Raw genomic sequence first — 25,092 nt, forward strand, 5'->3', positions numbered from 1 at the left:
TAGATGCCTGCTCAGTATTTGATGACCCGGCGTTCGACCAGCACCACGGCACAGAACAGCACGATCGACAGGCAAGATGACAGCACGATCGCCGCGTAAAGTCGGTCCGACTGGTAATTGAAGCTCGCCTGGATAATCAGCGCGCCTAGGCCCTTGTCCGAGCCGATCCATTCGCCGACGATGGCCCCGATCACCGCCGTCGCGGAGGCGATCCTGAGCGAGGAGAACAGCGTCGGCAGTGCGCGGGGCAGGCGCAGGCTCCAGAAAATCTCCGAACGTGTCGCCGACAGCACCCGGAACAGTTCGTGCTCATTGTCGCTGGCCGAATCCAGGCCGCGGATCATGTTCACCAGCGTCGGGAAGAAGCAGATCACCGCGGCGATAACGATCTTCGGCGTCATGCCGAGCCCGAAGATCAGGATGATGATCGGCGACAGTGCCAGGATCGGAATGGTGTTGAAAAACAGCACGATCGGAAAATAGGTGGCCTGCAGGATGCGGTTGTGCACGAACAGGACCGCCAGCAGCACGGCGGCCAGATTGCCGATGACAAAGCCGGCCAGCGCCTCGATCAGCGTCGGCCTCAAATTGTCCATGAGCAGCGCGAAATTTTTCTGGAAGACGCCCGATATGGCTGTCGGCGTCGGCACGATATAGGCCGGGACGCCGAGAAGCGGCAGCAGATACTGCCAGGCGAGCAGCAGCGACGCAGCGCCAAGAACGGGCAGGGCTATCGCCAATTGCGGCGACAGCGGCGCCGGCCTCATGATGCCTGCTCCAGCGCGGCCCGCAGCTCCGCCATGGCGGCGACGATTGCCGGGTCTTCGCGCTTACAACGGTTGCCGTCCTGCTTGAGCGGCCGCATGTCCAGATCCTTGACCAGCCGCCCCGGATTGGCGGCGAGGACAATGACACGCTCGCCGAGATAGGCGGCTTCGGCGATCGAATGGGTGACGAACAGGATCGTCGTTCCCGTGCGCCGCCACAGGTTGAGAAGCTCGTCGTTGAGCCGGTCGCGGGTGATTTCGTCCAGCGCCCCGAACGGTTCGTCCATGAGCAGCAGCTTCGGCTGGCCAAGCAGCGCCCTGGCGATCGCCACACGCTGGCGCTGGCCGCCGGACAGCTGGTGCGGCAGGCGTTCGCCAAAGCCCGCAAGCCCCATCAGCTCTAACAATTCTTCGCTGCGATCCTCGATCTTGCGCGTCAGGCTGCCTTGCCCGACGCCAAGCGGCAGGCGCACATTGTCGCGCACCGTGCGCCAGGGCAGCAGCGTCGAGTCCTGGAAGACAAAGCCGACATCGCGGCGCGAGCGCACCGCATGCGGCGTGTCGCCGAGCACGCTGATCGTGCCGCCGAGCGGGTCGAGCAGGTCGGCGACCACTCTGAGCAAGGTCGACTTGCCGCAGCCGGACGGTCCGAGGATCGACAGGAAGGAGCCGGCCTCGACGCTGAGGTCGAGGCCGGAGAGCACCTTGACGGCCGTCTGGCGGCCGCCATAGCCGACGTCCAGCCGGCTGGCTTCGATCGCGTTCGCCATCAGGCGGCGGGCGCGTCGAGCTTCGGCCGGTCGGCAGCCGAAAGTTCGAGGATCCTGGTGGTGTAGACGTCGGCGGCCTTGGGGCGCCCGTTCGGGTACTGGCCGACCTTGTCGAGCAGCGCCAGCTGCTCTTCGATGGAGGCGGGGTCGAACGTGCCCCAGCCGTCCTTTGCCGTCGCGCCGTCGAACGAGAGCCTCAGCACGAGGTTAACTGTCTTCTCTTCCCAGCCGAGGTCCATTTCGGGATAGGCGGCGACCATCTTCTTCACCGCCTCCTGCGGGTTGGCGTGCACCCAGCCCCAGCCCTTGGCGACCGCGCCGATGAACTTGGCCAGCGTGTCCGGATCCTTTTCGATCGCCGCGTCTGTGGCGAAATAGACATCGGCATAGGAATTCAAGCCGAGATCGCGCACCAGAAGATCGATGCGGTCGTCGCCGACGACGCTGAGCGCCTGCGTGTTGGTGATCCAGCCGCCAATGGCGTCGACATCGCCGCGCACCAGCGGTCCCTTGTCGAAGCCGACATTGATGACGGTGAGGTCGGATGCGCTCATGCCGTTCTTGGCGAGGATCTCGTCCATGACGAAACGCGCCGTCGGCTGGATGCCGATCTTCTTGCCCTTGAGATCGGCCACGCCCTTGATCGGATTCGAGGCCTTTGAGGTGAGCGCGTAGGGGCCGGTGCGGAATCCGCAAGCGATGATCTTCACCGGCACGCCGCTGGCACGCGCCGCAAACAGCTGGGGCGTTTCGGAGAATTGGCCAAGCTGTGCCGCGCCCGATATCACCGGCGGCACGGTCGAGGCGTTCGGGCCGCCCGGGCTGAATTCCACGTCGAGCCCGGCATCCTTGAAGTAGCCATTGGCGACGGCGACGATGTCGCCGATCTGTCCGTTGGACATCAGCCAGTCATACTGGATGACGACCTTGCCGGCGGCCTTCGCGCCCGGAGTCAGCACCAGCTGCATGCCGCCCGATGCCATGGCAACGGCCGCCAGGCCGGATTTCATGAAGCCGCGGCGGTTCATGTCGTGATTCCCATTCATTTTTCGCTCCTGTTGCAAGACTGTCTCGTCTCTTCATTGCGCGCCGTTCCCTTGGCGCGGGTGGTCTACGGCTGTTCGTCGTGGTAGTCGCCGGGGCCGCCGTCGAGCCAGGCGTAGAGTTCCCAAAGCGTGTCGTCCGGGTCGGTGAAGTAGGCGCAGCGCGCGTTCCAGACATAGTTTTCGGGCGGGCCATAAAACGGCACGCCCTTTGCCGTCAGCTCGGCATGCAGTCGGTCGATCTCGTCGGGCGCGCCGAGTTGGACGGCGACGCAGACCTTGTGCGCATGGCGCGGCGACCGCAGTTTGGAGACGCCGGCATGCTGGCTGATGTGGTCGATTTCCCAGGCGGCCAGCGTCACGCCTTCGCCATGGAAGTCGGCGAAACCTTCGGCGCGGCGGCGCAAGCGAAAGCCGAGCTTGCGGACATAGAACGCCACCGTCCGCTCGATATCCTCGACCAGAAGGCAGACGTCGGAAATGCGGGTAATGCTTGCGACAGCCATGCTCATTTCCCTCCGCCGGTGCGTTCGCCGCGGGCAGAATGCAGCTTGACGCCGACACGGTTGGCAGCGCCGATAATATGCGCGCGCATCGCGGCTTCGGCTGCTGCCGGATCGCCGGCGACCAACGCCTCGTAGATGCGCACATGCTCGCCGACATTGACCTCCACCAGATCGTGCAAGGGATTGGTCTGCCGCGCGTAATAGATCGAGCGGCGGATTTGTTCGCAGACGAAGGAAATGAAGGTGTGGATGTAGCTGTTGCCGGTCGCGCGGGCGATTTCGCGATGAAACAGCAGATCGGCGTCGATGCTGCCGTCTTCCCAGCGCTCCTCGCCGCTCATCCGGTCGAGCGCGCCCTTGATCGCGTCGAGATGCTCCTGCTCGCGCCGTTCGGCCGCAAGTGCCGCCGATTCCGCCTCGAGGATGCAGCGCAGCTCGAACAGCCGCTCCATGTTCTGCCCCTCCTTCAGTGTCTCGCGGTCGATGCGGATTGCCGCGCGCTGTTCCGGCGCCAGGACGAAGGAGCCGATGCCTTGTCGCGCCTCGACCATGCCATCGGCGCGCAACTGCGCGATCGCCTCGCGCACGACGTTGCGGCTGACGCCGAATTTCTCCGAAAGTTGCTGCTCCGTCGGCAGCAGGCTGCCCGGATTGAGATCGCCGGACTCGATCTCGCGGCTGAGGAACGCCGCGACCCGGTGCGGCAGCGCCTCGACAGTGCCGATGGCGGCCAGTCTTTGTTTCATGAAGAAGTCTCCGTCGCGGGAAAGAGGCAGCCGGGGTTCATCAGCCCGCCCGGATCGAGCGCATCTTTGAGTGTGCTGACGAGCCGACGCTGGACTGCTGACATTCCCGCCCAATAGACACGCTGGCGGGTGCGTCCGATGCCATGCTCGGCGCTGATCGAGCCGCCGAGGGCGTTGACGATGTCGTATAGGCCAGTGGTGATGGTGGCGCCCGTGGCGCGGGCGGCGGGCTCGGCAAGGTCGAGCGGCGGCAGGACGTTGAAATGGATGTTGCCGTCGCCCGCGTGGCCGTAGGCCTGGGAAATCCAGCCCGGATGCTGCAGTTCGATAAACTGGCGGGCCTGGGCGATGAGCGTGGGGATGTCGGAGATGCGCACCGAGAGGTCGGTGCGCACATGGTAGCCGCGCTTGGCTTGGCCCTCGACCAACCCCTCGCGAATGGCCCAGAATGCTCTGGCCTGCGCGCCGCTCTCGGCCAGGACGGCGTCGGTGACGAGGTCTTCTGCCATCGTGCCGGCAAGGAAATCCACCAGCAGGGCGCGCAAATCGATCGCGGCACTCGACGACAATTCGATCAGCACATGGACCGGCGTGGTGACCGGTGCCACGATGTTCGGGTCGGCGAGGCGCGCAAGCTCCATGCATTCCGCGCCGATGATCTCGAAGGCGGATATCAGGTCGCAGCATTGGCGTCGGGCGCGCCTGAACAGCGATATCGCCGCTTCGAATGAGGGGAGCCCCAGATAGGCGGTCTCGACGCGGCCGGGTTTTGGAAAGAGCTTCATCTCGACACCGGTGATGATGCCCAGCGTGCCCTCGGCGCCGATGAAGAGCTGCTTCAGGTCATAGCCGCGATTGTCCTTGCGCAGGCCAGAAAAGCCGTTCCACAACGCGCCGTCCGGCAGCACAGCTTCCAGGCCGACGATGAGGTCGCGGGCCATACCGTAGCGCAAGACGTTGACGCCGCCGGCATTGCTGGCGGCGTTGCCGCCGATCTGGCAGCTGCCTTGCGCGCCGAGCGACAGCGGAAACAGGCAGTCCTGCTCGTCGGCGGCGTTCTTGATGTGCTGCAGGATGCAGCCGGCATCGGCCTGTAGGATGAAATTGTCGGCATCGACAAGGCGGATCCTGTTCAGCCGCTCCAGGCTGATCACCACCGCGCCTCGGGCTGTGCCGATGTCGATCGCACCTGCCACAAGTCCGGTGTTCCCGCCTTGCGGGATCATCGCCAGCCCCAGCGTGCCGCACAGCCGGACCGCGGCCTGAACCTCGGCGACCGACGCGGGCTTCAGCACGGCAAGCGCGCCGCCATGATGATCGCCAGACCAGTCCACGAGGTATTTCGCCATGTCGGCCGCATCGGCAGCCACGCCGCTCTGCCCCAGCACATGCTCCAGGGCGGTGAGAACGTCAGGCGAGATGCCGTGGATGGTCATTGTCGGGTCGGCGTTGATGTTGTGGTATATGGTTATACATATCATCCTACAACTTGAATTGTGTCAACACCGACAGGGCCGAAGGCCGTGGACTAGTCGCCTTGCCGGCGCGTGGGGATGATACGTCTGCTGGGAGGCAAAAGAGGCGAAACAGGCGGCCGAAAGCCGCACGGATGGCGATCACTCACCTCGAAATCGAAGCGGGAAGGTCTATTCGAGAGGTATTGAGTGCCAATCAGGTCAGGACTGGCGCCTCAGAGATACTGGGCGACCTTCCTGCCGACGGTGAGGAAGCGCAAGGGATCGATCGCTTCGCCATTGTGGCGCACCTCATAGTGCAGATGCGGGCCGGTCGAGCGGCCGCTGCTACCGGTCTTGCCGACGATGGCGCCGGCGTCCAGCTTCTCGCCCACGGTCACGTCGATTTCGCTGAGATGCCCGTAGCGGGTCGCAAAGCCGTTGCCGTGGTCGACCTCCACCATGCGGCCATAGCCACCGTTCCAGCCGGCCTTGGTAACGATGCCGGGCGCCGTGACCTTGGCCGCCATGCCGATGGGCGCCCTGAAATCCATGCCCGAATGCAGTGCCGCGGTGCCGAGGATGGGATCGGTGCGCACGCCGAACGGGCTGGTGACGGAGTGGCCGGGGGCGGGGTTGGCAAGCGGCAGCTGGCGCGCTTCCTTCTTCAGCTGGTCGAGCGTATCCAGAGCTTCGTCCAGTTCCTTGACCTTGCTGTCGAAGATCATCGAACTGTCGAGCGGGATCAGCGGACCGCCGACATCGCTTTCGTTCTTGCCGAAATCGCTGTCGACCGGCAGTCCGGCCGCCTGCAGCGCCTGCTGGATGGCATCGGCGCTCTTGTAGGCATTGTCTGCAAGCGTGCTGATGCGGGTGAGCTGTTCGTTTTCGATGGATTTCAGCGACTGGTTGATCGAGACGAACAGCTTGTCGGCACGATCAGCGGCTGTATCGCTGGGCAGCGGATCGGTGCGGGTCGACCACAAGGAGAACGGCCTGGTATCGGCAGCACCCAGGTCGGCACCCAGGCTCGCGACCGCATAATTCCGCGCGGGCTGGCTGATGCTGCCGGTCACCTCGGCGTGCTTGTCCGGTTTGGCGGCCGCGGCCGGATCCTCGGCGGGCGCTGCTCCCACCTCGTTCTCGGCGCGCTCGAGCAATGGTCCGAGACGGCCATGGCGCTGGCTGAGCTGCGTCTGGCGTTCAATCAGTTCGCTGACCTTGTTTTCCATCAATTGCTGGTCGAGCAACTGGCGGCTGGTGATGCGGTCGACCTGGGCGCGAAGCGCCGAGATGCGGTCTTCGTAGGCCTGCTGCATGCGCGCCTGGCGCGCGGTGGTGGCGCCGATCAGGTCGTCGCGCAGCACGAGATAGGAGGTGGCCAGGAGGTAGCCGATGGCAATGGCGGCGAGTGCCGAGCCGATGAATGCCGCGAGCCAGGGCCGGATCGTGAAATGCCTGATCTCGTTGCCGCGGGCTATGATGACCGTGTGGGGTTCCTTGCGCCTGCCGAAGACTGCGGACTGACCGGTTGCGTTCACGGGACCAAGCTTTCGTTTACGACACCACGACAGCTTGATTACACATTATTAGGGTTAACAAAGGCTTGCCTGATCGATCGCCTGGCGCCGAATGCATGCGGCGCGCGCAGAGGGTTGTATGAAAATGGCCAAAGAAGCGTGCGTAATGCCGCGAAATCATTGGCGATGAGCGCCAATCGGCTGCCAGCAGAGCGGCCTGTCGGTCGCGATCAAGGTCTAGGTTTCCTTAACTGTCTTCGATCGCTTTTAATTGACGGTTTTCGATTAGAAGCGGTACCGGGGTTTGGGATTCACTATGGCGGCAGGAATGCTGGGCGATCTGGTTGGCAAGATCCTCGACAAGATCTCGGGCACCAGTTTGCTGGCGACCGGGCTTCTGCTGTTGACTGCTTTTGTCAGCGCGCTCGTCGCCTATTGGCGCACGGTCGAGGAGAAGAGCTGGAAGGAGTTCTTCGAGTTCGTCATCCCGCACGAGGTCATCACCCATCCCTCGGCGAGGGCCGACCTGCTGTTCTGGGTCACGAAAAAAGCCCTGATGCCCTTCCTGATGCTGCCCGCCGGAATAGTCTTCGTCTCGGCGGTGGGCTACGCAACCAACTGGCTGTTTTCGACACTCGTCCAGTTCCAGCCGCCGCTGGTCCAGGGACCGGCAGGCCCGGTGACGGTGCTGATCTTCACCATCACCATGCTGCTCGCCTACGATATTTCCTATTATCTCTATCACGTCGCCCAGCACCGCTATCCGGTGCTCTGGGAATTGCACAAGGTGCATCACTCGGCCGAGGTGATGGTCGGGATCACCAAGGACCGGGTCCACCCGCTCGACGAACTGATGAATCGCGCCTGGGATGGCCTCATCGTCGGCGTCTGCTTCGGCATCTGGTCGCTGATTTCACTGAACCTTGTCGAACTGACCGTCTTTGGCGTCAACGTCTATGTCATGCGCAACATCCTGATGATGGATTTCGTCAGGCACACCCATTTCAAGATTTCGTTCGGCCCGCTCAACAATGTGATCTTGTGTCCGCATTGGCACCAACTGCATCACAGCACCGATCCGCGCCACTACGACAAGAATTTCGGCCTGCTCTTCTCGTTCTGGGACCGACTCTTCGGAACATTGTGCGTGCCGAAACCTGACGAGGACTTCAAGTTCGGACTGGTCGACCGCAATGTGCGCGACTACCAGTCCCTCGCGGGCCTTTATGTGATGCCGCTGAAGCGGATGTGGGGGCATATTGCCAGGCGCATCCGGCCTGCAAAACCACGGACCGTACAGTCATCGGAAGAGGGGACGCGGCCATGAACGCTCCCTTCGTGCTCGCGATCCCGCGGACACGCACCTTCGAAGTCGTGACATCAGCGGCGCGTCTGGCCGAGATCGCACCGGCCTGGGCCGCGCTCTGGCAGCGCGCCGGCGGGCTTGTCTTCCAGCACCCGGACTGGATCGCGGCCTGGTGGCGCACCACCCCGCATCAGCAGCGGCGCACGCTCAGGATCGGGCTTGCCTGGAATGGCGATCGGCTCGACGGCGTGATCGCGCTCGCTACCTTCAAGCGCTCCGGCATCCGCATACTCGAATGGGCAGCGAAAGATCACAGCGACTATGGTGACGCGCTGGTTGCGCCCGACAGCGATCCGCATGTGATCTCCCGCCTCTGGCAGCATGTTTTTGATCAGGGCGGCTTCGACCTCGTCTATCTCAACCGGCTGCTGCCGGATGCCGGTGTCCGAGGCCTGCTGGATCCGGCCTCGCACCTTCGACCCAACCACCGCAGTGAAATCAGCTACCGTGTCGTCGGCCCCTGGCAAAGTGGGGCGGAATGGTTCGAGACGCTGTCCAAGAAGGCCCGGCAGAACTACCGTCGCGGCCGCAAATTCATGGAGGAAGGTGGGGCGGTGCGTTTCCGCCTGCTGGGTGCGGACGACCCGCGCGAGCCGGTGCTCGCACGGGTCGCGGTGCTGAAGCGCCTCTGGCTCGCCCGGCATGGCCGTGCCTCCGACCTGTTCGACGAGGGCTCGCCCGTTCTCGCCGCGCTGGTTTCGGTGCTGGCCGAGCTCGGGCTGTTGCGCATCTTCGTGCTGGAACTCGACGACACGATCATCGCCGTCTCGATCAATTTCGAGCAGCTTGGCACGATGATGGCTTTCGTCACCACCTATGATCCCGAATATGAGCGCGCCTCGCCGGGCATGGTGCTGATGATGGACTATATCCAGTGGTCGCTCGACCATGGCCTTGCCAAAGTCGATTTTCTCTGCGGCGGCGAGGATTTCAAGCGGCGCTTCGCCACGCAATCAGCCAGGCTGTCGTCGATGATCGGCGCGCGCGGTCTGCGCGGTCATCTCGCCGCGCTGGCTGATCGTGTGGTCCATGTCACGGAATCCTGGCGGGCACAGCCGCAGCCGAAAGCGCAAACGTCGGACGAGTAAGCCCATTCCCGCGCGACCGGAATTGTCGATAGCGTCCTGGGCTTTGACGCTCAAAGCGCGCGAACGGCTTCCAGCACTTCCTCGGCATGGCCCTTGACCCGGACCTTGCGCCAAATCCTGGCAATCCGCCCGTCACGGCCGATCAGGAACGTCGCTCGCTCGACGCCCATATATTTGCGGCCATACATCGATTTCTCGACCCACAGATGGTAGGCCTCGATCACCTTGCGCTCCTCGTCGGCGGCGAGGTCGACGGTGAGGTTGTATTTCGATTTGAACTTGTCGTGCTTCTTGACGTTGTCGGGTGACAGACCGATCACGACGGCGCCTGCCTTCTCGAATTCCGGTTTCAGCTGCGAAAAGCTGATCGCTTCCTGGGTGCAGCTTGTTGTGTCGTCCTGTGGATAGAAGTAGAGCACCACGGGTTTGCCGGCCGACGCGGTCAGGCTGAGCGAGCCGCCGCCGTCCCGCGGCAGATCGAATTGCGGCGCAAGATCGCCCACGTCGAGGTCAGCCATATCGATGCCCTTGTTTGAGGTTACGCGCGACGCCACACCGATATAGTGTCGACCGGGGATTCGTCCACGAGCGAATTTGTACAACGGAAGATTGCGTGGATCAGGAGCAACCGCAGCACGAGAAGATCCGGTTCAGGCGTGACGAGATCACCGACCTGGGGGCTTTGCCGTCCGCGTGCCGCGTTCCACCACTCGGCCAGGCGTCGATCGGCCGCGGCTTCCGCATCCTTTCGCGCGTGTTCGCCGGCATGGTCGCGTTCATGGTGCTGGCTGCGGTCGTTGTCTATCTGGTCGGGGCATCCGGGGTCGGCTCCGAGCGGCTTCGGGCGGAAGCGGAGACCGCCATCGAGAAACTCGCCGGTGTCGATGTTAACGTGGCGGTCGGGCCGGCGCGCATCACGCTCGACAGTTCGAGTTTCGTCGCGCTCCAGGTCAGCGACGTCAGCCTGAGGACATCAGACGACAAACCTATGGCGGATGCTGGTCGCGTCCGCTTCGGCATGCGCCTGATCCCGCTTCTTTGGGGAGAGGTGCGGCTGACCAGCGCCAGGATATCGGACGCACACATCGTTGTGGCGGCGATGCCGTCCGGCGGCGACTGGACAGCGCAATTGCGCAACGAGGACGGCCTCGTCGATCCGGAGAGACTGTCCGACGCGCTGTTCGGCAACATACATCGCGCGCTCGACGCCGTACGGGAAGATTCGATGCGCCGGATCGATCTCAGCAATGTCGAATTCCTGCTGCCCGACGCGGGGGCGATCAAGTTGGTCAAGATCGCCGACGCCACCGTCTTACAATCGGGGCCGGGCGCTGTGGAGTTTTCCTCGGAGGCGGATGTCGACGGCAGAAAGGTAACGGTTGCCGCCTCCGCCACCCGAGATGTCGCTGCGCATCGCGTGACGGCGCTGAATGCGAGCGTCGATCTGGTATCCGCCGACGAAACCGCTGCCGGCGCCGGGAAGCTGGGCGCGATCGCGTTGAAGCTGACAGGAGCTGAAGGGTCCGGCACCAATGAATCACGGCTGACGGCCTCTCTGTCGTCCGCCGGGTCGGTGCTCGATCTTGGCACGCGCGGCTTGCTCCCGGCCGATGTCGATGTCGACGCGACGCTTGTCCACGGCAGCAACAAGATCCAGGTCGACAGGCTGCTGCTGAAAACCGGCCGGTCTTCTTTCAATTTCGGCGGCTCGATAGGGCCAAAGCCGGCGACAGGGGCGGCGGGCGAGGAACCCTCCTATCGCTATGACCTGACCAGCGACGGTTCGACCCTGGCGCCATCGGAATCGCCCGAGCCCGCGCTGACCTTCCTCGCCCGCATTGCCGGCGTCTATCAAACCAAGAGCCATAAATTGGTGGCCGAGCAGATCGCCGTTCGGTCCGCTGCCTCAGGCGAGGTGCTCGGCACCGCGGCCGTGGCGTTCGTTGACGGCAAGGCCCCCGGGGTCAATCTGGCGCTCAACGTCCATGACATGCCGGTCTCGCACGTCAAGCAGCTGTGGCCATGGTTCTCGGCGCGCAATGCGCGGTTGTGGGTGCTGGATAATCTGTTCGGCGGCCGCGTCGTCGACGCCAACCTACAGTTCCAGGTCGTGCCGGATCGCCTCGGCAACGGCGTGCCGCTTTCGGCCGAGGAGGTGTTCGGCCGCTTCCAGATCGAAGGCTCGCGTTTTGATACGGCCGGCCGTATTCCGCCGATACGCGACGCCGTCGGCGTCGTCTCCTTCCACGGCAATGACGTCGACATTTCGCTCTCCTCGGGCACCGTCTACATGCCCAGTGGCCGCACCGTGGCGGCCAGCAACGGCACGCTGGCGGTCAAGGCGGCGAACCGCCCGCCGGTCATCGGCGCCCTCGACATCGATGTGGAGGGTGAGGCGCCAGCTGTCGCCGAACTCGCCTCCTACGAGCCGATCAACGCCATGCGCCATGTCGGCTTCCTACCGGAGGACCTGTCCGGCAGCGTCACCGGCCATGTCCGGGCGGACATTCCGCTGCAGTCCGGCGTCGATACCTCGAAACTCGACTGGCTGGTGTCGCTCGACTACACCGGCCTGTCGCTGGCCAAGCCGTTCGAGGGCCAGACCGTGACGGATGCCGACGGCTCGATCACCGTCGATCCCGAAAAAGCGGTGATCTCCGCCAAGGCAGCGCTCAACGGCATTCCTGCCGAACTCGACCTGATCGAGCCGTTGGCGGACAACGGGCCGGCGCGCAGCCGCAAGGTGGCCATGGTGCTCGACGACAAGGTCCGTGCCGCGGCCATGCCAGGCCTGACGCCGCTGCTTGGCGGAACGGTGAAGGTCGCGATCGACAAGAGCGGCGATGGCAACCAGAACGTGTCGGCCGACCTGACCAATGCCAGGCTGGACATTCCCTGGGCCGGCTGGAGCAAGGGGGCAGGGGTTCCCGCTAACGTCACCTTCGTCATGACCAAGGCCGGGGACACCACGACACTGTCCGATTTCAGCCTCGACGGCAAAACATTCTCGATCGACGGCAGCATCGTGCTGATCAACGGCGCCCTGTCGTCGGCCAAGTTCGGCAAGGTCACCTTGAACCGGGGTGACGATGTCGCGATTTCGGTGAAACGGTCAGGCAAGGGCTACGCCGTCGACATCAATGGCAACGCGCTCGACGCCCGTTCGCTCATCAAGCAGTTCACATCCGATGTGGACACCGCGACCAAGACGACCGGAACAGACAACATTTCCGTCAGCGCCGACGTCGAGCAGCTCACAGGCTTCCATGACGAGCAACTGTCCAATTTGAAGCTCGACTACAGCGCGGCCGGCTCAAGGGTGAACGGGCTGAAGGTCAGCGCCACGGCAAGTTCGGGCGCGGCCATCACCATCAGCAACACAACCGGCGACGGCCGGCGCTCGCTCAACGTGAAGTCAGCGGACGCCGGCGCGATATTGAGGTTCCTGAACGTCTACGAGCATATGGAAGGCGGCTCGATCATGCTGGCGCTGACCGGGGCCGGCGACGGGCCGATGAAGGGCAAGGTCGACACCAGCAACTTCTTCATCGTCAACGAACCGAAGCTCGCCTCCATCGTCTCGACCACGCCGGCCGGCGACAACCGCAGCCTCAACCAGGCGGTCAAGGGCAATCTCGACACGTCGCGGGTCAAGTTCGAACGCGGTTATGCCGAGATCGAGAAAGGCAGCGGCTATCTGAAGCTGGCCAATGGCGTGCTGCGCGGTCCGCGCATCGGCACGACGTTCCAGGGCATCCTCTACGACCAGAACAAAAATATGGACATGACCGGCACCTTCATGCCGGTCTATGGCCTCAACCGCATCTTCGGCGAATTGCCCATCGTCGGCGCGCTGCTGGGCAACGGCCGCGACCGCGGCCTGATCGGCGTCACCTATCGGCTCAGGGGCAATGCCAACAAGCCGGTGCTCGACGTCAACCCGCTGTCGGTGATCGCGCCGGGCATATTCCGGTCGATCTTCGAATATCGATGAACGGCCTCAGGCCGGCCGCACCAGAACGTGTTTTTTCTTGCCGAGTGAAAGCTTTACGACGTTTTCCGGACTCAGATCCTGAAGCGTGACCATGCGGCGGTCATCGCCGACCGACTGGTCGTTTATGCGAACCGCGCCGCCCTGTATGTGGCGCCGCGCCTCGCCATTGGACGATGCCAGCCCGGCCGTGACCAGCAGCGACAGGATGCCGATGCCGGCTTCAAGGGCTGCCTTGTCGGCCCCGACGGTCGGCAATGTATCGGCGAGCGCCCCTTCCTCGAACGTCTTGCGCGCGGTTTCCTCGGCCTGGTTTGCCGCCTCGCGGCCATGGACGATCGCCGTCGTCTCCGTGGCCAGGATCTTTTTGGCCTCGTTGATCTCGGAGCCGCCAAGCGCGGCCAGGCGCGCGATTTCGTCGAGCGGCAGGCGGGTGAATATCTTCAGGAAGCGCTCGACATCGGCATCCTCGGTGTTGCGCCAGTACTGCCAGAAATCATAGGGCGAGAAGAGGTCGCCGTTGAGCCACACCGCACCCTTTGCCGACTTGCCCATCTTGGCGCCCGACGATGTCGTGAGCAGCGGCGTGGTCAGCGCGTAAAGCTGCGGCGTGCCCATGCGATGGCCGAGATCGACGCCATTGATGATGTTGCCCCACTGGTCCGATCCGCCCATCTGCAGGCGGCAGTTCTGGCGCCGGGCGAGTTCGACGAAATCGTAACCCTGCAGGATCATGTAGTTGAATTCGAGGAACGACAGCGATTGCTCTCGGTCGAGCCTGAGCTTGACGCTGTCGAAGGTCAGCATGCGGTTGACGGAGAAATGCCGGCCGACGTCGCGCAGGAACTCGACATAGTTGAGCTTCATCAGCCAGTCGGCATTGTTGACCATGATGGCGTCGTTCGGGCCGTCGCCGAAGCGCAGGATGCGGCCGAAGATGCGCTTGATGCCTTCGATGTTGGTGGCGATCGCCTCGGGCGTCAAAAGGCTGCGCTGGTCGTCGCGGAAGGACGGGTCCCCGATCATCGACGTGCCGCCGCCCATCAGGGCGATCGGACGGTGTCCGGTTTCCTGCAGCCAGTAAAGCATGGTCGCCGAGATCAGATTGCCGATATGCAGGCTGGTGGCGGTGGCGTCATAGCCGACATAGGCGGTGACCGTTTCCTTGGCGAAAAGCTGGTCGAGGCCGGTCTCATCCGAAATCTGGTGGATGAAGCCGCGCTCGCTCATCGTGCGCAGGAAATCGGATTTGAAGGCAGGCATGTTTTCTTTCCCGAAAGCGTCCGCCCGGTCCGGCGGGGGCATATGTGAACGGGCGCGTTTAGCATCCAAGCGCGATCAGCAAAAGTGGAATCCGGTTTTGCGTCAGATCGCGCGCCAACCGGGAGGTTGCGATCAGCAAAAGTGGAATCCGGTTTTGCGTCAGATCGCGCGCCAACCGGGAGGTTGCGATCAGCAAAAGTGGAATCCGGTCTTGCGCCGGATTGCCTCTGCGCCAAGGATCATAAGTTCCTGACGATCACCGGTTGTTGAAACGGTGCATCGCGCCTTACGGCACGAATGCTTGCTTCATCGTTTCGGCTGGCGTAATGAGGCGCCGCGCCAAAGGTTCTTGCAGCCCACGACCTCGAGCGGCACCGCACGGCATCCATCAATGCCACATTCGACGACAGAGCCCGACGCGACATGCCGGACGCATTGATATCCATCGTCATTCCTTGCAGGAACGAGGCGGCAAACCTGCCCCTCTTGATCGACGAGATCGAGGCGGCGATGGCCGGGCGCGACTTCGAACTGATCATCGTCAATGACGGCTCGACCGACGAGACGGCTGCCGTGCTTACCGAACAGGCGGCGCTTCGTTCCTTTCCGGTGCGGGAACTGCGGCACCAGAAATCCGCCGGCCAGAGCCTTTCCGTGCGCTCGGGCGCCTGGGCGGCTCGCGGCGCCATCGTCGCCACCATCGACGGCGACGGGCAGAACGATCCGCAATACATTCCGGTGTTGGTCGACGCCTTGCGGCAGGCCGGGCCGGATTTCGGCGCCGCCCAGGGGCAGCGCCTCAAGCGCCGCGACAGCAAGGTCAAGCAGCTGGCGTCGCGCTTCGCCAACTGGCTGCGCGGCGCGATCCTGCATGACGACACGCGCGATACCGGCTGCGGCCTGAAGGCTGTCCACACCGATATCCTGCGCAAATTGCCGTTCTTCGACGGCACGCACCGCTTCGTCCCGGCCCTGGTTATCCAGGAAGGCTATCGCGTCGTGCATTGCGACGTCGTGGATCGCTCGCGCCGGCACGGCAAGTCGAACTATGGCATCTTCGACCGCGGCCTGCAGGGCGCGCTCGATCTCGGCGGTGTCTGGTGGCTGCGCCGCAGGCGCCGCAGAATGCCCAAAGTAGAGGAAATCAAGCGTGTTTAACGTGCTTCAGGAACTGGGGACCTGGCTTCACCAGGTTTTCATCAAGCAATTCGATGCGTGGATCCTGCTCGGCTTCGTTGCGCAGTTCTTCTTCACCATGCGCTTCGTCGTACAATGGCTGGCTTCGGAAAAGGCCAAGCGCAGCGTCGTGCCGGTGGCCTTCTGGTTCTTCTCCCTGTTCGGCGGCGGCCTGCTTCTGATCTATGCCATCCAGCGCCAGGATCCGGTCTTCATCGCCGGCCAGGCCATGGGCATGTTCATCTATATCAGAAATCTCTGGCTGATCGCCAATGAGCGCAAGGCGGCGATGACCAAGGTCGACTGAGCGGCCCGTCACTGCGAGAAAATGGTTAGAGAGGCTGATGCATGGCGCTGAACAGGAACTACATTCTTCTCTTCCTGTTCAGCCTGGTGATGACGCTTTCGGGGCTGGCATCGCTGCCGCCCATCGACCGGGACGAGTCGCGCTTCGTCCAGGCGACCAAGCAGATGGCCGAGAGCGGCGACTATGTCGACATCCGCTTCCAGGAGGCCTCGCGCTACCAGAAGCCGATCGGCATCTACTGGCTGCAATCGGCAGCGGTGACGCTGAGCGGCAAAGGCGCCGAGGCGCCGATCTGGGTCTATCGCACGATCTCGGCACTGGGCATTGCCATCGCGGTGCTGGCGATCGCCTGGACGGGAACCAATCTTTTCGGCGCCAATGCCGGCATCGCCGCCGGCCTGGTGATGGCGGCGATCTTCGCCACGGCCTTCGAGGGGCGCGACGCCAAGACCGATGCGATGCTGCTGGCCTGCGGCGTGGCGGCGCAAGGCGCGCTGGCGCAGATCTATCTCGCGTCGCGCCGCAATGAACCGGTCGCCGGTCATCTCTGGTGGATTTTCTGGATCGCGCAAGGCGCGGCGATCCTCATCAAGGGGCCGATTGCGCCGCTGTTGTCGGCGCTGACCATCGCGGTGCTGTTCGCCTTCGAACGTGACGGTCGCTGGCTGGCGAAGCTCAGGGTCGGACGCGGCCTGTTGCTCGTCGTGGTCATCGCACTACCCTGGCTTGCCGCGATCACCTGGAAAAGCCATGGCGCCTTCCTGCAGCAAGCCGTCGGCAAGGACATGCTCGGCAAGGTCGCGTCGGGCGAGGAATCACACGGCCTGCCCCCTGGTTTTTACATGCTGACCTATTCGCTGTTCATGTGGCCTTTCGGGCTGATCGCGGTCGGCGCCGGCCTCCAGGCCCTCAACCGTATGCGCGACGATGTCAGGCTGCGCTTCTGCCTCGCCTGGTACATCCCGTTCTGGCTGGTGTTCGAGCTGATCCCGACCAAGCTGCCGCATTATGTGCTGCCGGCCTATCCCGGCATGGCTCTGCTGATCGGCTGGCTGCTGATGTTGCAGCCTGAGGACGCCAATGCACCGCTCAAGCGCTGGCAGCAATGGCTGTGGTGGTCGACCGCATTTGGTCTCGTCGTGGTCAGCCTCGGCCTGGCGGCGGTCTGCATTGGAGCGCCGATCTATCTCACCCACAGCTTCTCCTGGTGGAGCATACCGGCGGCCGCCGCCGCACTGGGCACGGGCTATTTTGCCTTTTCGCGGCAGTTGCAGGTGCCGCTGCCCCGCATCGGAGCCACCGCCGCCTGTGCCGGCATCACCTATGCCCTGCTGTTCGGCGTCATCGCCCCATCGCTGAAGCCGATCTGGCTGAGCCCGGCGATCAAGCAGGCGGTGCTTGCCAACAAGCCTTGCGCCATGACGGTGCTGGCCTCGGCGCGTTATCAGGAGCCGAGCCTGGTGTTCCTGGTCGGCACCAAAACGGTGCTGACTGATGTCGGCGGCGTGGCACAGCATCTGCTTGCCGATCCTGCCTGCGCGCTGGGGCTGGCGCCGATCGAGGACGAGCAGAAACTGAATGGCATGCTGTCGGTGCAAGGCAAATCGATGAACCGGGTCGCGGAAGTTGATGGCCTCAACTATTCGTCGGGAGACAAATTGTCGCTCGGCCTCTATCGTGTGGCCCCATGACGGCTCGTCGATGCCCATGACGGCAACAATGGGGTCGAATTCCCAATGCTCGTAAAATCGCGCCCTACAGTTTCCGGTCGGCTCCTTGGGGTAGGGCGCCGATCCCTGAGCAATTTTCGCGACACCACGCAGATCGTCAGAAGGCGCTTTGCCGCTCGTCCCGCGCGCTACCCCAACATCGCATGGCCGGTCTGGCTCGTTGTTTGGGTGTTGCTGACGGCGGTGGCCTTTGTTCGCCTCGATACACCGGCAGGGATGGTCCACGGCCAATGGTCGGGAGCCGGGGTGGCTGAATTCCTGACCCAGTTCGCTCTCGGCGGCTGGTACCTGATCCCGTCGGCGCTTTTGCTCGTTGGGGCCAATCTGACCGATTGGCGCAGCCTTTCACGGCGATCGCTGATGCTCGTCTACAACTGGACTTGCCTGGCTTTTCTGGTGCTGAGCGCCGTCGGCCTGTCGGGCCTGCTGGTCAATGTCCTGAAATATGCGATCGGCCGGGCCCGCCCGCTCTACTTCCAGGATTTTGGCGTGCTCGCCCTGCACCCCTTCGCCTTTGACGCGCGCTTCGCCGGTTTTCCATCCGGCCATGCCACGACGATGGGGGCGGTGTTCGGCGTTCTCCTGCTCTTGTTTCCGCGGCGTTGGTACATCGCCCTGGTGATCACCGCCTGCCTCGCCTCGACCAGGGTTTTCGTCGGCGCGCACTATCCGAGCGATACGGTGGCCGGCTTCGGCCTTGGCTGCACCTTCGCGCTGGCTTGCGGGCTGGTCTTTGCCCGGCTCGGCTTCATCTTCCGTCCGACGCCCTCAGGGTTGCCGGTCCGCAAGGCATCGTTCCGGCTGATTGCTCCGGAAAATAAGTCGTTGCCCGATTAATTGCTGTCCAGGCCGCCGTAGGACCTTACCAAGCGAGCCATGTCGGATGCGTTAGCGACTTCGCTTTCCAGCCCCTGCGCCACGCCGGCGCGATCGGCGACGGGGCGGTTCTGGCTGACCTTCCACTTGCCGTGGATCTCGCCGATCTCGATCTCCAGGCCGATAATGCCTTTGATCTGCGACTGGATGAAGGGCGGCGGCGCATCGGTCACTGCCCAGGGCGCCTGGCGGGTCCCTTCCTGGGAAGCGGTCAGATCGCCGATCTGCCGCGTCAGCCACTCCTGGTCGTCGATCACCTTTACGGTGCCGCGTACCTGCACGATGGCGTAGTTCCAGGTCGGCACCACCTTGCCGGTCTCGCGCTTGGTCTCGTACCAAGAGGGCGTCACATAGGCGTCGACGCCCTGGAAGACGATGAGCACGGGCGACGCCGGATTGTCGGCAATGAGGCGCCAGTGTGGGTTGGCCTTGGCCAGGTGAGCCCGCAGTCTCCCGTTCGGCGCCGCTGCGGCGTCGAGCAGGAAGGGAATGGCGTTGGCGACCGGGCCGTCAGGCCCGTTCGAGATCAGCATTCCGAGCGGATGCGCCCTGATCAGTCCATGCAGCACGTCGGGCCGCGTTTCCTGGAAATGGGGAGGCTCGTACATCGGCGCTGGCGCCTTTCCTGCTTATCTCAGCCGCTTGGGCCGCGGATCGGACAATTCGCCCGCCAGCCGGCGATCGAGATAGTCCGCGCATTCCTCGATCAAAAGATCGGCGTGGTTGGCGAAGAAGTGGTTGGCGCCGGGCAGGGTCTTCTGCGTGATGGTGATGCCCTTCTGCGTGTGCAACTTGTCGACCAGGCCTTGCACATCCTTCGGCGGCGCCACCTTGTCGGCATCGCCATGGATGATCAGGCCCGATGACGGGCAAGGCGCCAGGAACGAGAAGTCATAGGTGTTGGGCTGCGGCGCGATCGAGATGAAGCCCTCGATCTCCGGCCGGCGCATCAAAAGCTGCATGCCGATCCACGAGCCGAATGAATAGCCGGCGACCCAGCAGCTCTTGGAATCCGGGTGCAGCGACTGGACCCAGTCGAGTGCGGCGGCGGCATCCGACAATTCGCCGGTGCCGTGGTCGAATTCGCCCTGGCTGCGGCCGATGCCGCGGAAATTGAAGCGCAGCGTGGTGAAATCGCGCTTCTGGAACATATAGAAGAGGTCGTAGACGATCTTGTTGTTCATCGTGCCGCCGAACTGCGGATGGGGATGCAAGACGATGGCGATCGGCGCGCTCTTTTCCTTGGAGGGCTGGTAGCGTCCCTCCAGGCGGCCGGCCGGACCGGTGAAAATGACCTCAGGCATGAAATACTCCACTTGGGTAATACGAATGCGCGGCGCCCGGAACGAGTCTTCCTCTGGCCTTGACGCAGGGCGAGCGTCTTCTTAGAAGCTAGTTTAGAACTATTCAAAACTGAGTGACCAGACGTCGAGCCCGGCCACCCGCGCCGCAAGCCGCGTAAATAGGACGGCTCGCCTTGGAATTTCAAGGAAATAACGCCATACGACGACCGAATGGCTTCTGACGGGATCAACTGGACGAAAATGGCCGCAAAACGCGCCTATCTCGACTATAATGCCAGTGCGCCGCTGCTTCCAGCGGCACGCGAGGCTATGGTCGCGGCGCTTGACGTGGCGGCCAACCCGTCATCGGTCCATGCCGAAGGCCGCGCCGCGCGGCGCCTGATCGAGACGGCAAGGCGCGAGGTCGCGGCTCTGGTCAATGCCAGGCCCGAACATGTCGTTTTCACCTCGGGCGCGACGGAAGCCGCTTCGACTTTGCTGGCCCCTGAATGGCAGATGGGGCGCGGCAGCGTGCGCATGAGCCGGCTCTACGTCTGCGAGGCCGATCATCCCTGCCTGTTGAATGGCGGGCGCTTCCCGGCGGGGCAGGTGACGCGCATCGGCGTCGATGCCAACGGCATTGCCGACCTTGCGGCCTTGGCCGGGGCACTTGCAGGTCATGACAAGGCCGATGGCCTGCCGCTGGTCGCGATCCATGGCGCCAACAACGAGACCGGCGTGATCCAGCCGATCGATCGCATCGCCGAAATCGTCAAGGCCGCTGGCGGCATTCTTGTCGTCGATGCCGTTCAGGCCGCAGGCCGCGTTTCCATCGACATGTCAGCGGGTTACGCCGATTATTTGATTCTGTCTTCGCACAAGATCGGCGGTCCCAAGGGCGTCGGCGCCATCGTCGCCGCCGCCGATCTGATGATGCCGAAGCCCCTGATCAATGGCGGCGGCCAGGAAAAGGGCCATCGCGGTGGCACGGAAAACCTCGCCGCCATATCAGGCTTTGGTGTCGCCGCGCGCGAAGCACTGGCCGGCCTGCCGGCGATCGATGCGGTGCGCCAGCACCGCGACGAGATCGAAGCCATCGTGAAAATGCTGGTGCCAGACGCGGAAATCTTTGGAACCGACGCGCCAAGGCTTGCCAACACGACATTCTTCGCTATTGCGGGCATCAAGGCCGAAACCGCGCAGATCGCCTTCGATCTCGCCGGTGTGGCGCTGTCGGCCGGCTCCGCCTGTTCGTCGGGCAAGGTCGGGCCGAGCCACGTGCTGAAAGCCATGGGCTATGGCGACAGTCTTGGCGCCTTGCGCGTGTCGATCGGTGCTGCGACGGGCGCCGAGGACATTGAATTGTTCCGAACCGCGCTGGCGGGAATTGCCCAGCGCCGGGCGGGCAGGGAACAGGCCGCCTGACGCGGTGAAAGGGGAATTCAGGCTTCGCAGCCTGGTAGAGCCGTGCGTTTGCAAGTGGCCGGGTGAATTTCCGGTCGAAACGCACTATATGGAACTTACGCCACTTCCGGCGCCTCAAGGGGCTGCCGTTCGCGGTGCCATAGTTTGAAAACTGCCGGGCCTTGACCCCGGCGTGGATGGAGAACGCATATGCCTGCTGTGCAGGACACGATCGATCGGGTCCGAAAGATCGACGTCGACCAATACAAATACGGATTCCAGACCGAGATTGCTGTCGACAAGGCCCCCAAGGGCCTGAGCGAAGACATCATCCGTTTCATTTCGGCCAAGAAGGACGAACCGTCCTGGATGCTGGAATGGCGTCTGGAGGCCTATCGGCGCTGGCTGACGCTGGAAGAGCCGACCTGGGCGCGCGTCCACTATCCGAAAATCGATTTCCAGGACATCTACTACTATGCCGCGCCCAAGAGCACGCCCGGCCCGTCCTCGCTCAGCGATGTCGATCCGGAACTCTTGAAGGTCTACGAAAAGCTCGGCATTCCGCTGCGCGAGCAGGAGATCCTCGCCGGCGTGCAGAAGACCGACGCCTCGGAGCTCGAGGAGCCCAGCGACAACGTCTACAAATCCGGCCGCGTCGCCGTGGACGCGGTGTTTGATTCCGTCTCCGTCGTCACCACATTCAAGAAGGAGCTGGCGCAGGCCGGCGTCATCTTCTGCTCGATCTCGGAAGCCATCCGCGAGCATCCGGAACTGGTTCAGAAATATCTCGGCTCGGTCGTGCCGACCTCGGATAATTTCTACGCCACGCTGAATTCGGCTGTCTTCACCGACGGCTCGTTCGTCTTCGTTCCCAAGGGTGTGCGCTGCCCGATGGAGCTGTCGACCTATTTCCGCATGAACGAGAAGAACACCGGCCAGTTCGAGCGCACGCTGATCATCGCCGAGGAGGGGGCTTACGTCTCTTATCTCGAAGGCTGCACTGCGCCGCAGCGCGACGAGAACCAGCTGCATGCCGCAGTCGTCGAACTGGTGGCGCTCGACGACGCCGAGATCAAATATTCGACCGTGCAGAACTGGTACCCCGGCGACGCCGAGGGCAAGGGCGGCATCTACAATTTCGTCACCAAGCGCGGCGACTGCCGTGGCGACCGCTCGAAGATTTCGTGGACGCAGGTTGAGACCGGCTCGGCCATCACGTGGAAGTATCCGAGCTGCATCCTGCGCGGCGACGATTCCAGCGGCGAGTTCTATTCGATCGCCGTTTCCAACGGCTATCAGCAGGTCGACTCGGGCACCAAGATGATCCATCTCGGCAAGAACACGTCGAGCCGCATCATCTCCAAGGGCATCGCCGCCGGCTTCTCGCAGAACACCTATCGCGGCCAGGTCTCGGCGCACCGCAAGGCGACCAACGCCCGCAACTTCACCAACTGCGACAGTCTGCTGATCGGCGACCAGTGCGGCGCGCACACCGTGCCCTACATGGAAGCCAAGAACTCGACGGCGCAGTTCGAGCATGAGGCGACGACGTCGAAGATTTCCGAGGACCAGAAATTTTACGTCATGCAGCGCGGCATTCCCGAGGAGGAAGCCATCGCGCTGATCGTCAACGGCTTCGTCAAGGACGTCATCCAGCAACTGCCGATGGAGTTTGCCGTCGAGGCGCAGAAGCTGATCGGTATCTCGCTTGAGGGCTCGGTCGGCTGACCGGACAGATATTCAGGAAACAAAAGAATGCTTGAGATCAAGAACCTGCACGCCCGCATTGTCGATGACGGCACCGAAATCATCCGCGGCCTGAACCTGACGGTGAAAGCCGGCGAGGTCGCCGCGATCATGGGCCCGAACGGCTCGGGCAAATCGACGCTGTCCTACATCCTTGCCGGCCGCGAGGACTATGAGGTGACCGAAGGCGACATCCTCTACAACGGCCAGTCGATCCTCGAAATGGATCCGGCCGAGCGCGCCACGTCGGGCATTTTCCTCGCCTTCCAGTACCCGATGGAGATACCGGGCGTGGCGACCATGGAATTCCTGAAAGTGGCCATGAACGAGCAGCGCAAGGCGCGTGGCGAAGAGCCGCTGAAAATCCCCGAATTCCTCAAGCGGGTGAAGGAAGCCGCAGCCTCGCTCAGCATGGACATGGCGATGCTGAAGCGGCCGCTCAATGTCGGCTTCTCCGGCGGCGAGAAGAAGCGCGCCGAGATCCTGCAGATGAAGCTGCTGGAGCCGAAACTGTGCGTGCTCGACGAGACCGATTCCGGCCTCGACATCGACGCGCTGAAGATCGTTTCCGACGGCGTCAACGCGCTGCGGGCACCCGACCGGGCCTTCCTGGTCATCACCCACTACCAGCGCCTGCTCGAGCACATCGTGCCTGATAGCGTGCACGTGCTCTACAGGGGCCAGGTTATCAAATCCGGCGACAAGTCGCTGGCGCTCGACCTCGAAGCCAATGGCTATGCCGGCGTGATCGGCGAAGCCGCGTGAGATGCCAGAGGCAAGACTGATGAATATGCACACACAACCGCAGCGGACACCGGCCGAGACAGCGTTGATCGACGCGTTCGGCGACCGGCTGTCGCTGCTGCCGGGCGACGGCGCGGTGATGCTGAAGCGCGACGACGCGATTGAGGCGATCAAGCACGGCCTGCCGACGCGGCGCGTCGAATCCTGGCATTACACGGACCTGCGCCGGTTGTTGAGCGTGGTGCCGGACTTCGACCCCGCCGCCATGGCCAAGGCCATCGCGCCGATCGTCGAAGGCTCCGCCGTCCTGCCGGTCCTGAACGGCAAGTCCGACGCGAAGGTGCCGGCCATCGAGGGCGTTGCCGTCCAGTGCCTGTCGGAAAAGTTGATTGATGGCAGCATCGCGCCGGGGCTCGATCCCTATGGCAGCGACGATGCGATCGGAGCGCTGAACACCGCCTTCGTTGCCGATGGCTATTTTGTCGACATCGCCGATGGCGCCGAACTTGAAAAGCCGATCGAGCTGCAGAATGTGCAGGCCGGCGGCCAGACCCATGTGCGCCTGGCCGTTCGCGTCGGCGCCGGCGCCAAGGCCGTTATTGTCGAGCGTCAGGCGGGTGATGGCGCGGCGCTGGTCAGTTCGGTCAGCCAGCTGGTGCTTGGCGAGGGTGCCGAGGTGATGTGGCTGATCGTCCAGGAGCAGCCGGACACGGCGACGCATCTGGCGCAGTTCAAGGCCCATATCGGCAAGAATGCGAAACTGACGCTGTTCGTCATGAACGCCGGCGGCAAGCTTGTGCGCCAGGAGGTCATGGTCAAGACGACCGGCGAAGGCGCCGATTTCAAGCTGCGCGGCATCAACCTTCTGGCTGGCGATACCCATAGCGACGTGACGATGGTGCTCGACCACGCCGTGCCGCACACCACCTCGACCGAGGTCATCCGCAACGTGGTGACGGGCAAGGCGCGCGGCGTCTTCCAGGGCCGCATCAACGTCCACCAATATGCGCAGAAGACCAACGCCAAGATGGCCTGCAACACGTTGCTGTTGTCGGACGATGGCGAGTTCTCGACCAAGCCTGAGCTCGAAATCTTCGCCGACGACGTCGTCTGCGGCCACGGCGCGACGGTGACCGAGATCGACCACGACCATCTGTTCTACCTGATGGCTCGCGGTGTCGACGAGAAGTCGGCTCGCGGTCTGCTGGTCAAGGCCTTCGTGGCCGAGGTGATCGAGGAACTGGACGACGAGACGATCGTCGAGGCGCTGGAAGCGAGACTCGACGAATGGTTTGTGACGCACGGGTGAAAT

At 63.4% G+C, this 25,092-nt stretch carries 22 protein-coding genes; 11 read left to right on the forward strand and 11 right to left on the reverse strand.

Going from position 1 to position 25,092, the window contains the following annotated elements:
* Positions 1 to 11 precede the first annotated feature (11 nt).
* The 7 genes from AB4Z43_RS14555 to AB4Z43_RS14585 form a co-directional block, all read right to left on the reverse strand.
* Positions 12 to 767, reverse strand: coding sequence for an ABC transporter permease (locus AB4Z43_RS14555; protein WP_441938046.1), 756 nt, complete (start codon positions 765 to 767; stop codon positions 12 to 14).
* Positions 764 to 1,537 (reverse strand): ABC transporter ATP-binding protein, encoded by a 774-nt coding sequence (locus AB4Z43_RS14560; RefSeq protein ID WP_069091972.1) that lies wholly within the window; start codon positions 1,535 to 1,537, stop codon positions 764 to 766. Before AB4Z43_RS14560 ends, AB4Z43_RS14555 begins: the two co-directional genes overlap by 4 nt.
* Entirely contained in the window at positions 1,537 to 2,565 is a 1,029-nt protein-coding gene (locus tag AB4Z43_RS14565) for an ABC transporter substrate-binding protein (protein WP_441938228.1), read from the reverse strand. The genes AB4Z43_RS14560 and AB4Z43_RS14565 overlap by 1 nt, the downstream gene beginning before the upstream one ends.
* Positions 2,566 to 2,648: 83 nt before the next feature.
* A complete protein-coding gene (locus tag AB4Z43_RS14570; RefSeq protein ID WP_441938048.1) occupies positions 2,649 to 3,092 on the reverse strand; it encodes a VOC family protein in 444 nt (147 codons plus the stop codon).
* Positions 3,089 to 3,832, reverse strand: coding sequence for a FadR/GntR family transcriptional regulator (locus tag AB4Z43_RS14575; protein WP_441938050.1), 744 nt, complete (start codon positions 3,830 to 3,832; stop codon positions 3,089 to 3,091). The genes AB4Z43_RS14570 and AB4Z43_RS14575 overlap by 4 nt, the downstream gene beginning before the upstream one ends.
* A complete protein-coding gene (locus AB4Z43_RS14580) occupies positions 3,829 to 5,268 on the reverse strand; it encodes an FAD-binding oxidoreductase (RefSeq protein WP_202360129.1) in 1,440 nt (479 codons plus the stop codon). Before AB4Z43_RS14580 ends, AB4Z43_RS14575 begins: the two co-directional genes overlap by 4 nt.
* A gap of 254 nt (positions 5,269 to 5,522) precedes the next feature.
* A complete protein-coding gene (locus AB4Z43_RS14585) occupies positions 5,523 to 6,827 on the reverse strand; it encodes a M23 family metallopeptidase (RefSeq protein ID WP_038646373.1) in 1,305 nt (434 codons plus the stop codon).
* Positions 6,828 to 7,134: 307 nt separating this feature from the next.
* Between AB4Z43_RS14585 and AB4Z43_RS14590 the strand changes: the two genes are divergently transcribed.
* Complete coding sequence (locus tag AB4Z43_RS14590; protein WP_202360128.1) at positions 7,135 to 8,133, forward strand: sterol desaturase family protein; 999 nt, start codon at positions 7,135 to 7,137, stop codon at positions 8,131 to 8,133.
* The gene (locus AB4Z43_RS14595; RefSeq protein ID WP_441938052.1) at positions 8,130 to 9,260 is read left to right on the forward strand and encodes a GNAT family N-acetyltransferase; all 1,131 of its coding nucleotides are present in this window, start codon (positions 8,130 to 8,132) and stop codon (positions 9,258 to 9,260) included. The genes AB4Z43_RS14590 and AB4Z43_RS14595 overlap by 4 nt, the downstream gene beginning before the upstream one ends.
* A gap of 50 nt (positions 9,261 to 9,310) precedes the next feature.
* On the opposite strand, the gene AB4Z43_RS14600 is transcribed toward AB4Z43_RS14595, so the two are convergent.
* Positions 9,311 to 9,778, reverse strand: coding sequence for a peroxiredoxin (locus AB4Z43_RS14600; protein ID WP_038646379.1), 468 nt, complete (start codon positions 9,776 to 9,778; stop codon positions 9,311 to 9,313).
* 95 nt (positions 9,779 to 9,873) lie between these two features.
* Between AB4Z43_RS14600 and AB4Z43_RS14605 the strand changes: the two genes are divergently transcribed.
* Positions 9,874 to 13,254: a hypothetical protein gene (locus AB4Z43_RS14605; protein WP_441938054.1), complete on the forward strand. Its 3,381-nt coding sequence runs from the start codon at positions 9,874 to 9,876 to the stop codon at positions 13,252 to 13,254.
* Positions 13,255 to 13,260: 6 nt separating this feature from the next.
* On the opposite strand, the gene tyrS is transcribed toward AB4Z43_RS14605, so the two are convergent.
* The gene (tyrS, locus tag AB4Z43_RS14610; protein WP_038646385.1) at positions 13,261 to 14,514 is read right to left on the reverse strand and encodes a tyrosine--tRNA ligase; all 1,254 of its coding nucleotides are present in this window, start codon (positions 14,512 to 14,514) and stop codon (positions 13,261 to 13,263) included.
* 423 nt (positions 14,515 to 14,937) lie between these two features.
* Between tyrS and AB4Z43_RS14615 the strand changes: the two genes are divergently transcribed.
* From AB4Z43_RS14615 to AB4Z43_RS14630, 4 genes are all read left to right on the forward strand, one after another.
* Complete coding sequence (locus AB4Z43_RS14615; RefSeq protein ID WP_038646387.1) at positions 14,938 to 15,672, forward strand: glycosyltransferase family 2 protein; 735 nt, start codon at positions 14,938 to 14,940, stop codon at positions 15,670 to 15,672.
* Positions 15,665 to 15,997, forward strand: coding sequence for a lipid-A-disaccharide synthase N-terminal domain-containing protein (locus tag AB4Z43_RS14620; RefSeq protein ID WP_010909058.1), 333 nt, complete (start codon positions 15,665 to 15,667; stop codon positions 15,995 to 15,997). Before AB4Z43_RS14615 ends, AB4Z43_RS14620 begins: the two co-directional genes overlap by 8 nt.
* 41 nt (positions 15,998 to 16,038) lie before the next feature.
* On the forward strand, positions 16,039 to 17,688 hold the full coding sequence (locus AB4Z43_RS14625) for a glycosyltransferase family 39 protein (protein ID WP_441938057.1): 1,650 nt from the start codon (positions 16,039 to 16,041) through the stop codon (positions 17,686 to 17,688).
* A 285-nt stretch (positions 17,689 to 17,973) separates the two neighbouring features.
* Complete coding sequence (locus AB4Z43_RS14630) at positions 17,974 to 18,564, forward strand: phosphatase PAP2 family protein (protein ID WP_223217740.1); 591 nt, start codon at positions 17,974 to 17,976, stop codon at positions 18,562 to 18,564.
* On the opposite strand, the gene AB4Z43_RS14635 is transcribed toward AB4Z43_RS14630, so the two are convergent.
* Positions 18,561 to 19,211, reverse strand: a complete 651-nt coding sequence (locus AB4Z43_RS14635) for an FMN-binding negative transcriptional regulator (protein WP_441938059.1) — start codon at positions 19,209 to 19,211, stop codon at positions 18,561 to 18,563. The two genes, AB4Z43_RS14630 and AB4Z43_RS14635, sit on opposite strands and share 4 nt — an antisense overlap.
* 21 nt (positions 19,212 to 19,232) lie before the next feature.
* The gene (locus AB4Z43_RS14640) at positions 19,233 to 19,907 is read right to left on the reverse strand and encodes an alpha/beta hydrolase (protein ID WP_027046762.1); all 675 of its coding nucleotides are present in this window, start codon (positions 19,905 to 19,907) and stop codon (positions 19,233 to 19,235) included.
* Positions 19,908 to 20,147: 240 nt separating this feature from the next.
* Here AB4Z43_RS14640 and AB4Z43_RS14645 point away from each other — a divergent pair, with 240 nt between their 5' ends.
* The 4 genes from AB4Z43_RS14645 to sufD all read left to right on the forward strand — a co-directional run bounded on the left by AB4Z43_RS14645 (position 20,148) and on the right by sufD (position 25,089).
* Positions 20,148 to 21,311 carry a cysteine desulfurase family protein gene (locus AB4Z43_RS14645; protein WP_441938230.1) on the forward strand — a complete coding sequence of 388 codons (1,164 nt, stop codon included), beginning with the start codon at positions 20,148 to 20,150 and terminating at the stop codon, positions 21,309 to 21,311.
* Positions 21,312 to 21,500: 189 nt separating this feature from the next.
* A complete protein-coding gene (gene sufB / locus AB4Z43_RS14650) occupies positions 21,501 to 23,018 on the forward strand; it encodes a Fe-S cluster assembly protein SufB (RefSeq protein ID WP_019857752.1) in 1,518 nt (505 codons plus the stop codon).
* Positions 23,019 to 23,045: 27 nt separating this feature from the next.
* Positions 23,046 to 23,801 (forward strand): Fe-S cluster assembly ATPase SufC, encoded by a 756-nt coding sequence (gene sufC / locus AB4Z43_RS14655; RefSeq protein ID WP_038646395.1) that lies wholly within the window; start codon positions 23,046 to 23,048, stop codon positions 23,799 to 23,801.
* Between the two features lie 19 nt (positions 23,802 to 23,820).
* A complete protein-coding gene (gene sufD, locus AB4Z43_RS14660) occupies positions 23,821 to 25,089 on the forward strand; it encodes a Fe-S cluster assembly protein SufD (protein ID WP_441938062.1) in 1,269 nt (422 codons plus the stop codon).
* Positions 25,090 to 25,092: the final 3 nt, after the last annotated feature.

Source organism: Mesorhizobium sp. 2RAF45, assembly GCF_052115225.1.
Taxonomy (GTDB): domain Bacteria; phylum Pseudomonadota; class Alphaproteobacteria; order Rhizobiales; family Rhizobiaceae; genus Mesorhizobium; species Mesorhizobium jarvisii.

Coding starts and splice junctions, on each gene's coding strand:
- AB4Z43_RS14555 (WP_441938046.1), bottom strand. CDS start 767: ATGAGGCCGGCGCCGCTGTCGCCGCAATTGGCGATAGCCCTGCCCGTT.
- AB4Z43_RS14560 (WP_069091972.1), bottom strand. CDS start 1,537: ATGGCGAACGCGATCGAAGCCAGCCGGCTGGACGTCGGCTATGGCGGC.
- AB4Z43_RS14565 (WP_441938228.1), bottom strand. CDS start 2,565: ATGAACCGCCGCGGCTTCATGAAATCCGGCCTGGCGGCCGTTGCCATG.
- AB4Z43_RS14570 (WP_441938048.1), bottom strand. CDS start 3,092: ATGAGCATGGCTGTCGCAAGCATTACCCGCATTTCCGACGTCTGCCTT.
- AB4Z43_RS14575 (WP_441938050.1), bottom strand. CDS start 3,832: ATGAAACAAAGACTGGCCGCCATCGGCACTGTCGAGGCGCTGCCGCAC.
- AB4Z43_RS14580 (WP_202360129.1), bottom strand. CDS start 5,268: ATGACCATCCACGGCATCTCGCCTGACGTTCTCACCGCCCTGGAGCAT.
- AB4Z43_RS14590 (WP_202360128.1), top strand. CDS start 7,135: ATGCTGGGCGATCTGGTTGGCAAGATCCTCGACAAGATCTCGGGCACC.
- AB4Z43_RS14595 (WP_441938052.1), top strand. CDS start 8,130: ATGAACGCTCCCTTCGTGCTCGCGATCCCGCGGACACGCACCTTCGAA.
- AB4Z43_RS14600 (WP_038646379.1), bottom strand. CDS start 9,778: ATGGCTGACCTCGACGTGGGCGATCTTGCGCCGCAATTCGATCTGCCG.
- tyrS (WP_038646385.1), bottom strand. CDS start 14,514: ATGCCTGCCTTCAAATCCGATTTCCTGCGCACGATGAGCGAGCGCGGC.
- AB4Z43_RS14615 (WP_038646387.1), top strand. CDS start 14,938: ATGCCGGACGCATTGATATCCATCGTCATTCCTTGCAGGAACGAGGCG.
- AB4Z43_RS14625 (WP_441938057.1), top strand. CDS start 16,039: ATGGCGCTGAACAGGAACTACATTCTTCTCTTCCTGTTCAGCCTGGTG.
- AB4Z43_RS14635 (WP_441938059.1), bottom strand. CDS start 19,211: ATGTACGAGCCTCCCCATTTCCAGGAAACGCGGCCCGACGTGCTGCAT.
- AB4Z43_RS14640 (WP_027046762.1), bottom strand. CDS start 19,907: ATGCCTGAGGTCATTTTCACCGGTCCGGCCGGCCGCCTGGAGGGACGC.
- AB4Z43_RS14645 (WP_441938230.1), top strand. CDS start 20,148: ATGGCCGCAAAACGCGCCTATCTCGACTATAATGCCAGTGCGCCGCTG.
- sufB (WP_019857752.1), top strand. CDS start 21,501: ATGCCTGCTGTGCAGGACACGATCGATCGGGTCCGAAAGATCGACGTC.
- sufC (WP_038646395.1), top strand. CDS start 23,046: ATGCTTGAGATCAAGAACCTGCACGCCCGCATTGTCGATGACGGCACC.
- sufD (WP_441938062.1), top strand. CDS start 23,821: ATGAATATGCACACACAACCGCAGCGGACACCGGCCGAGACAGCGTTG.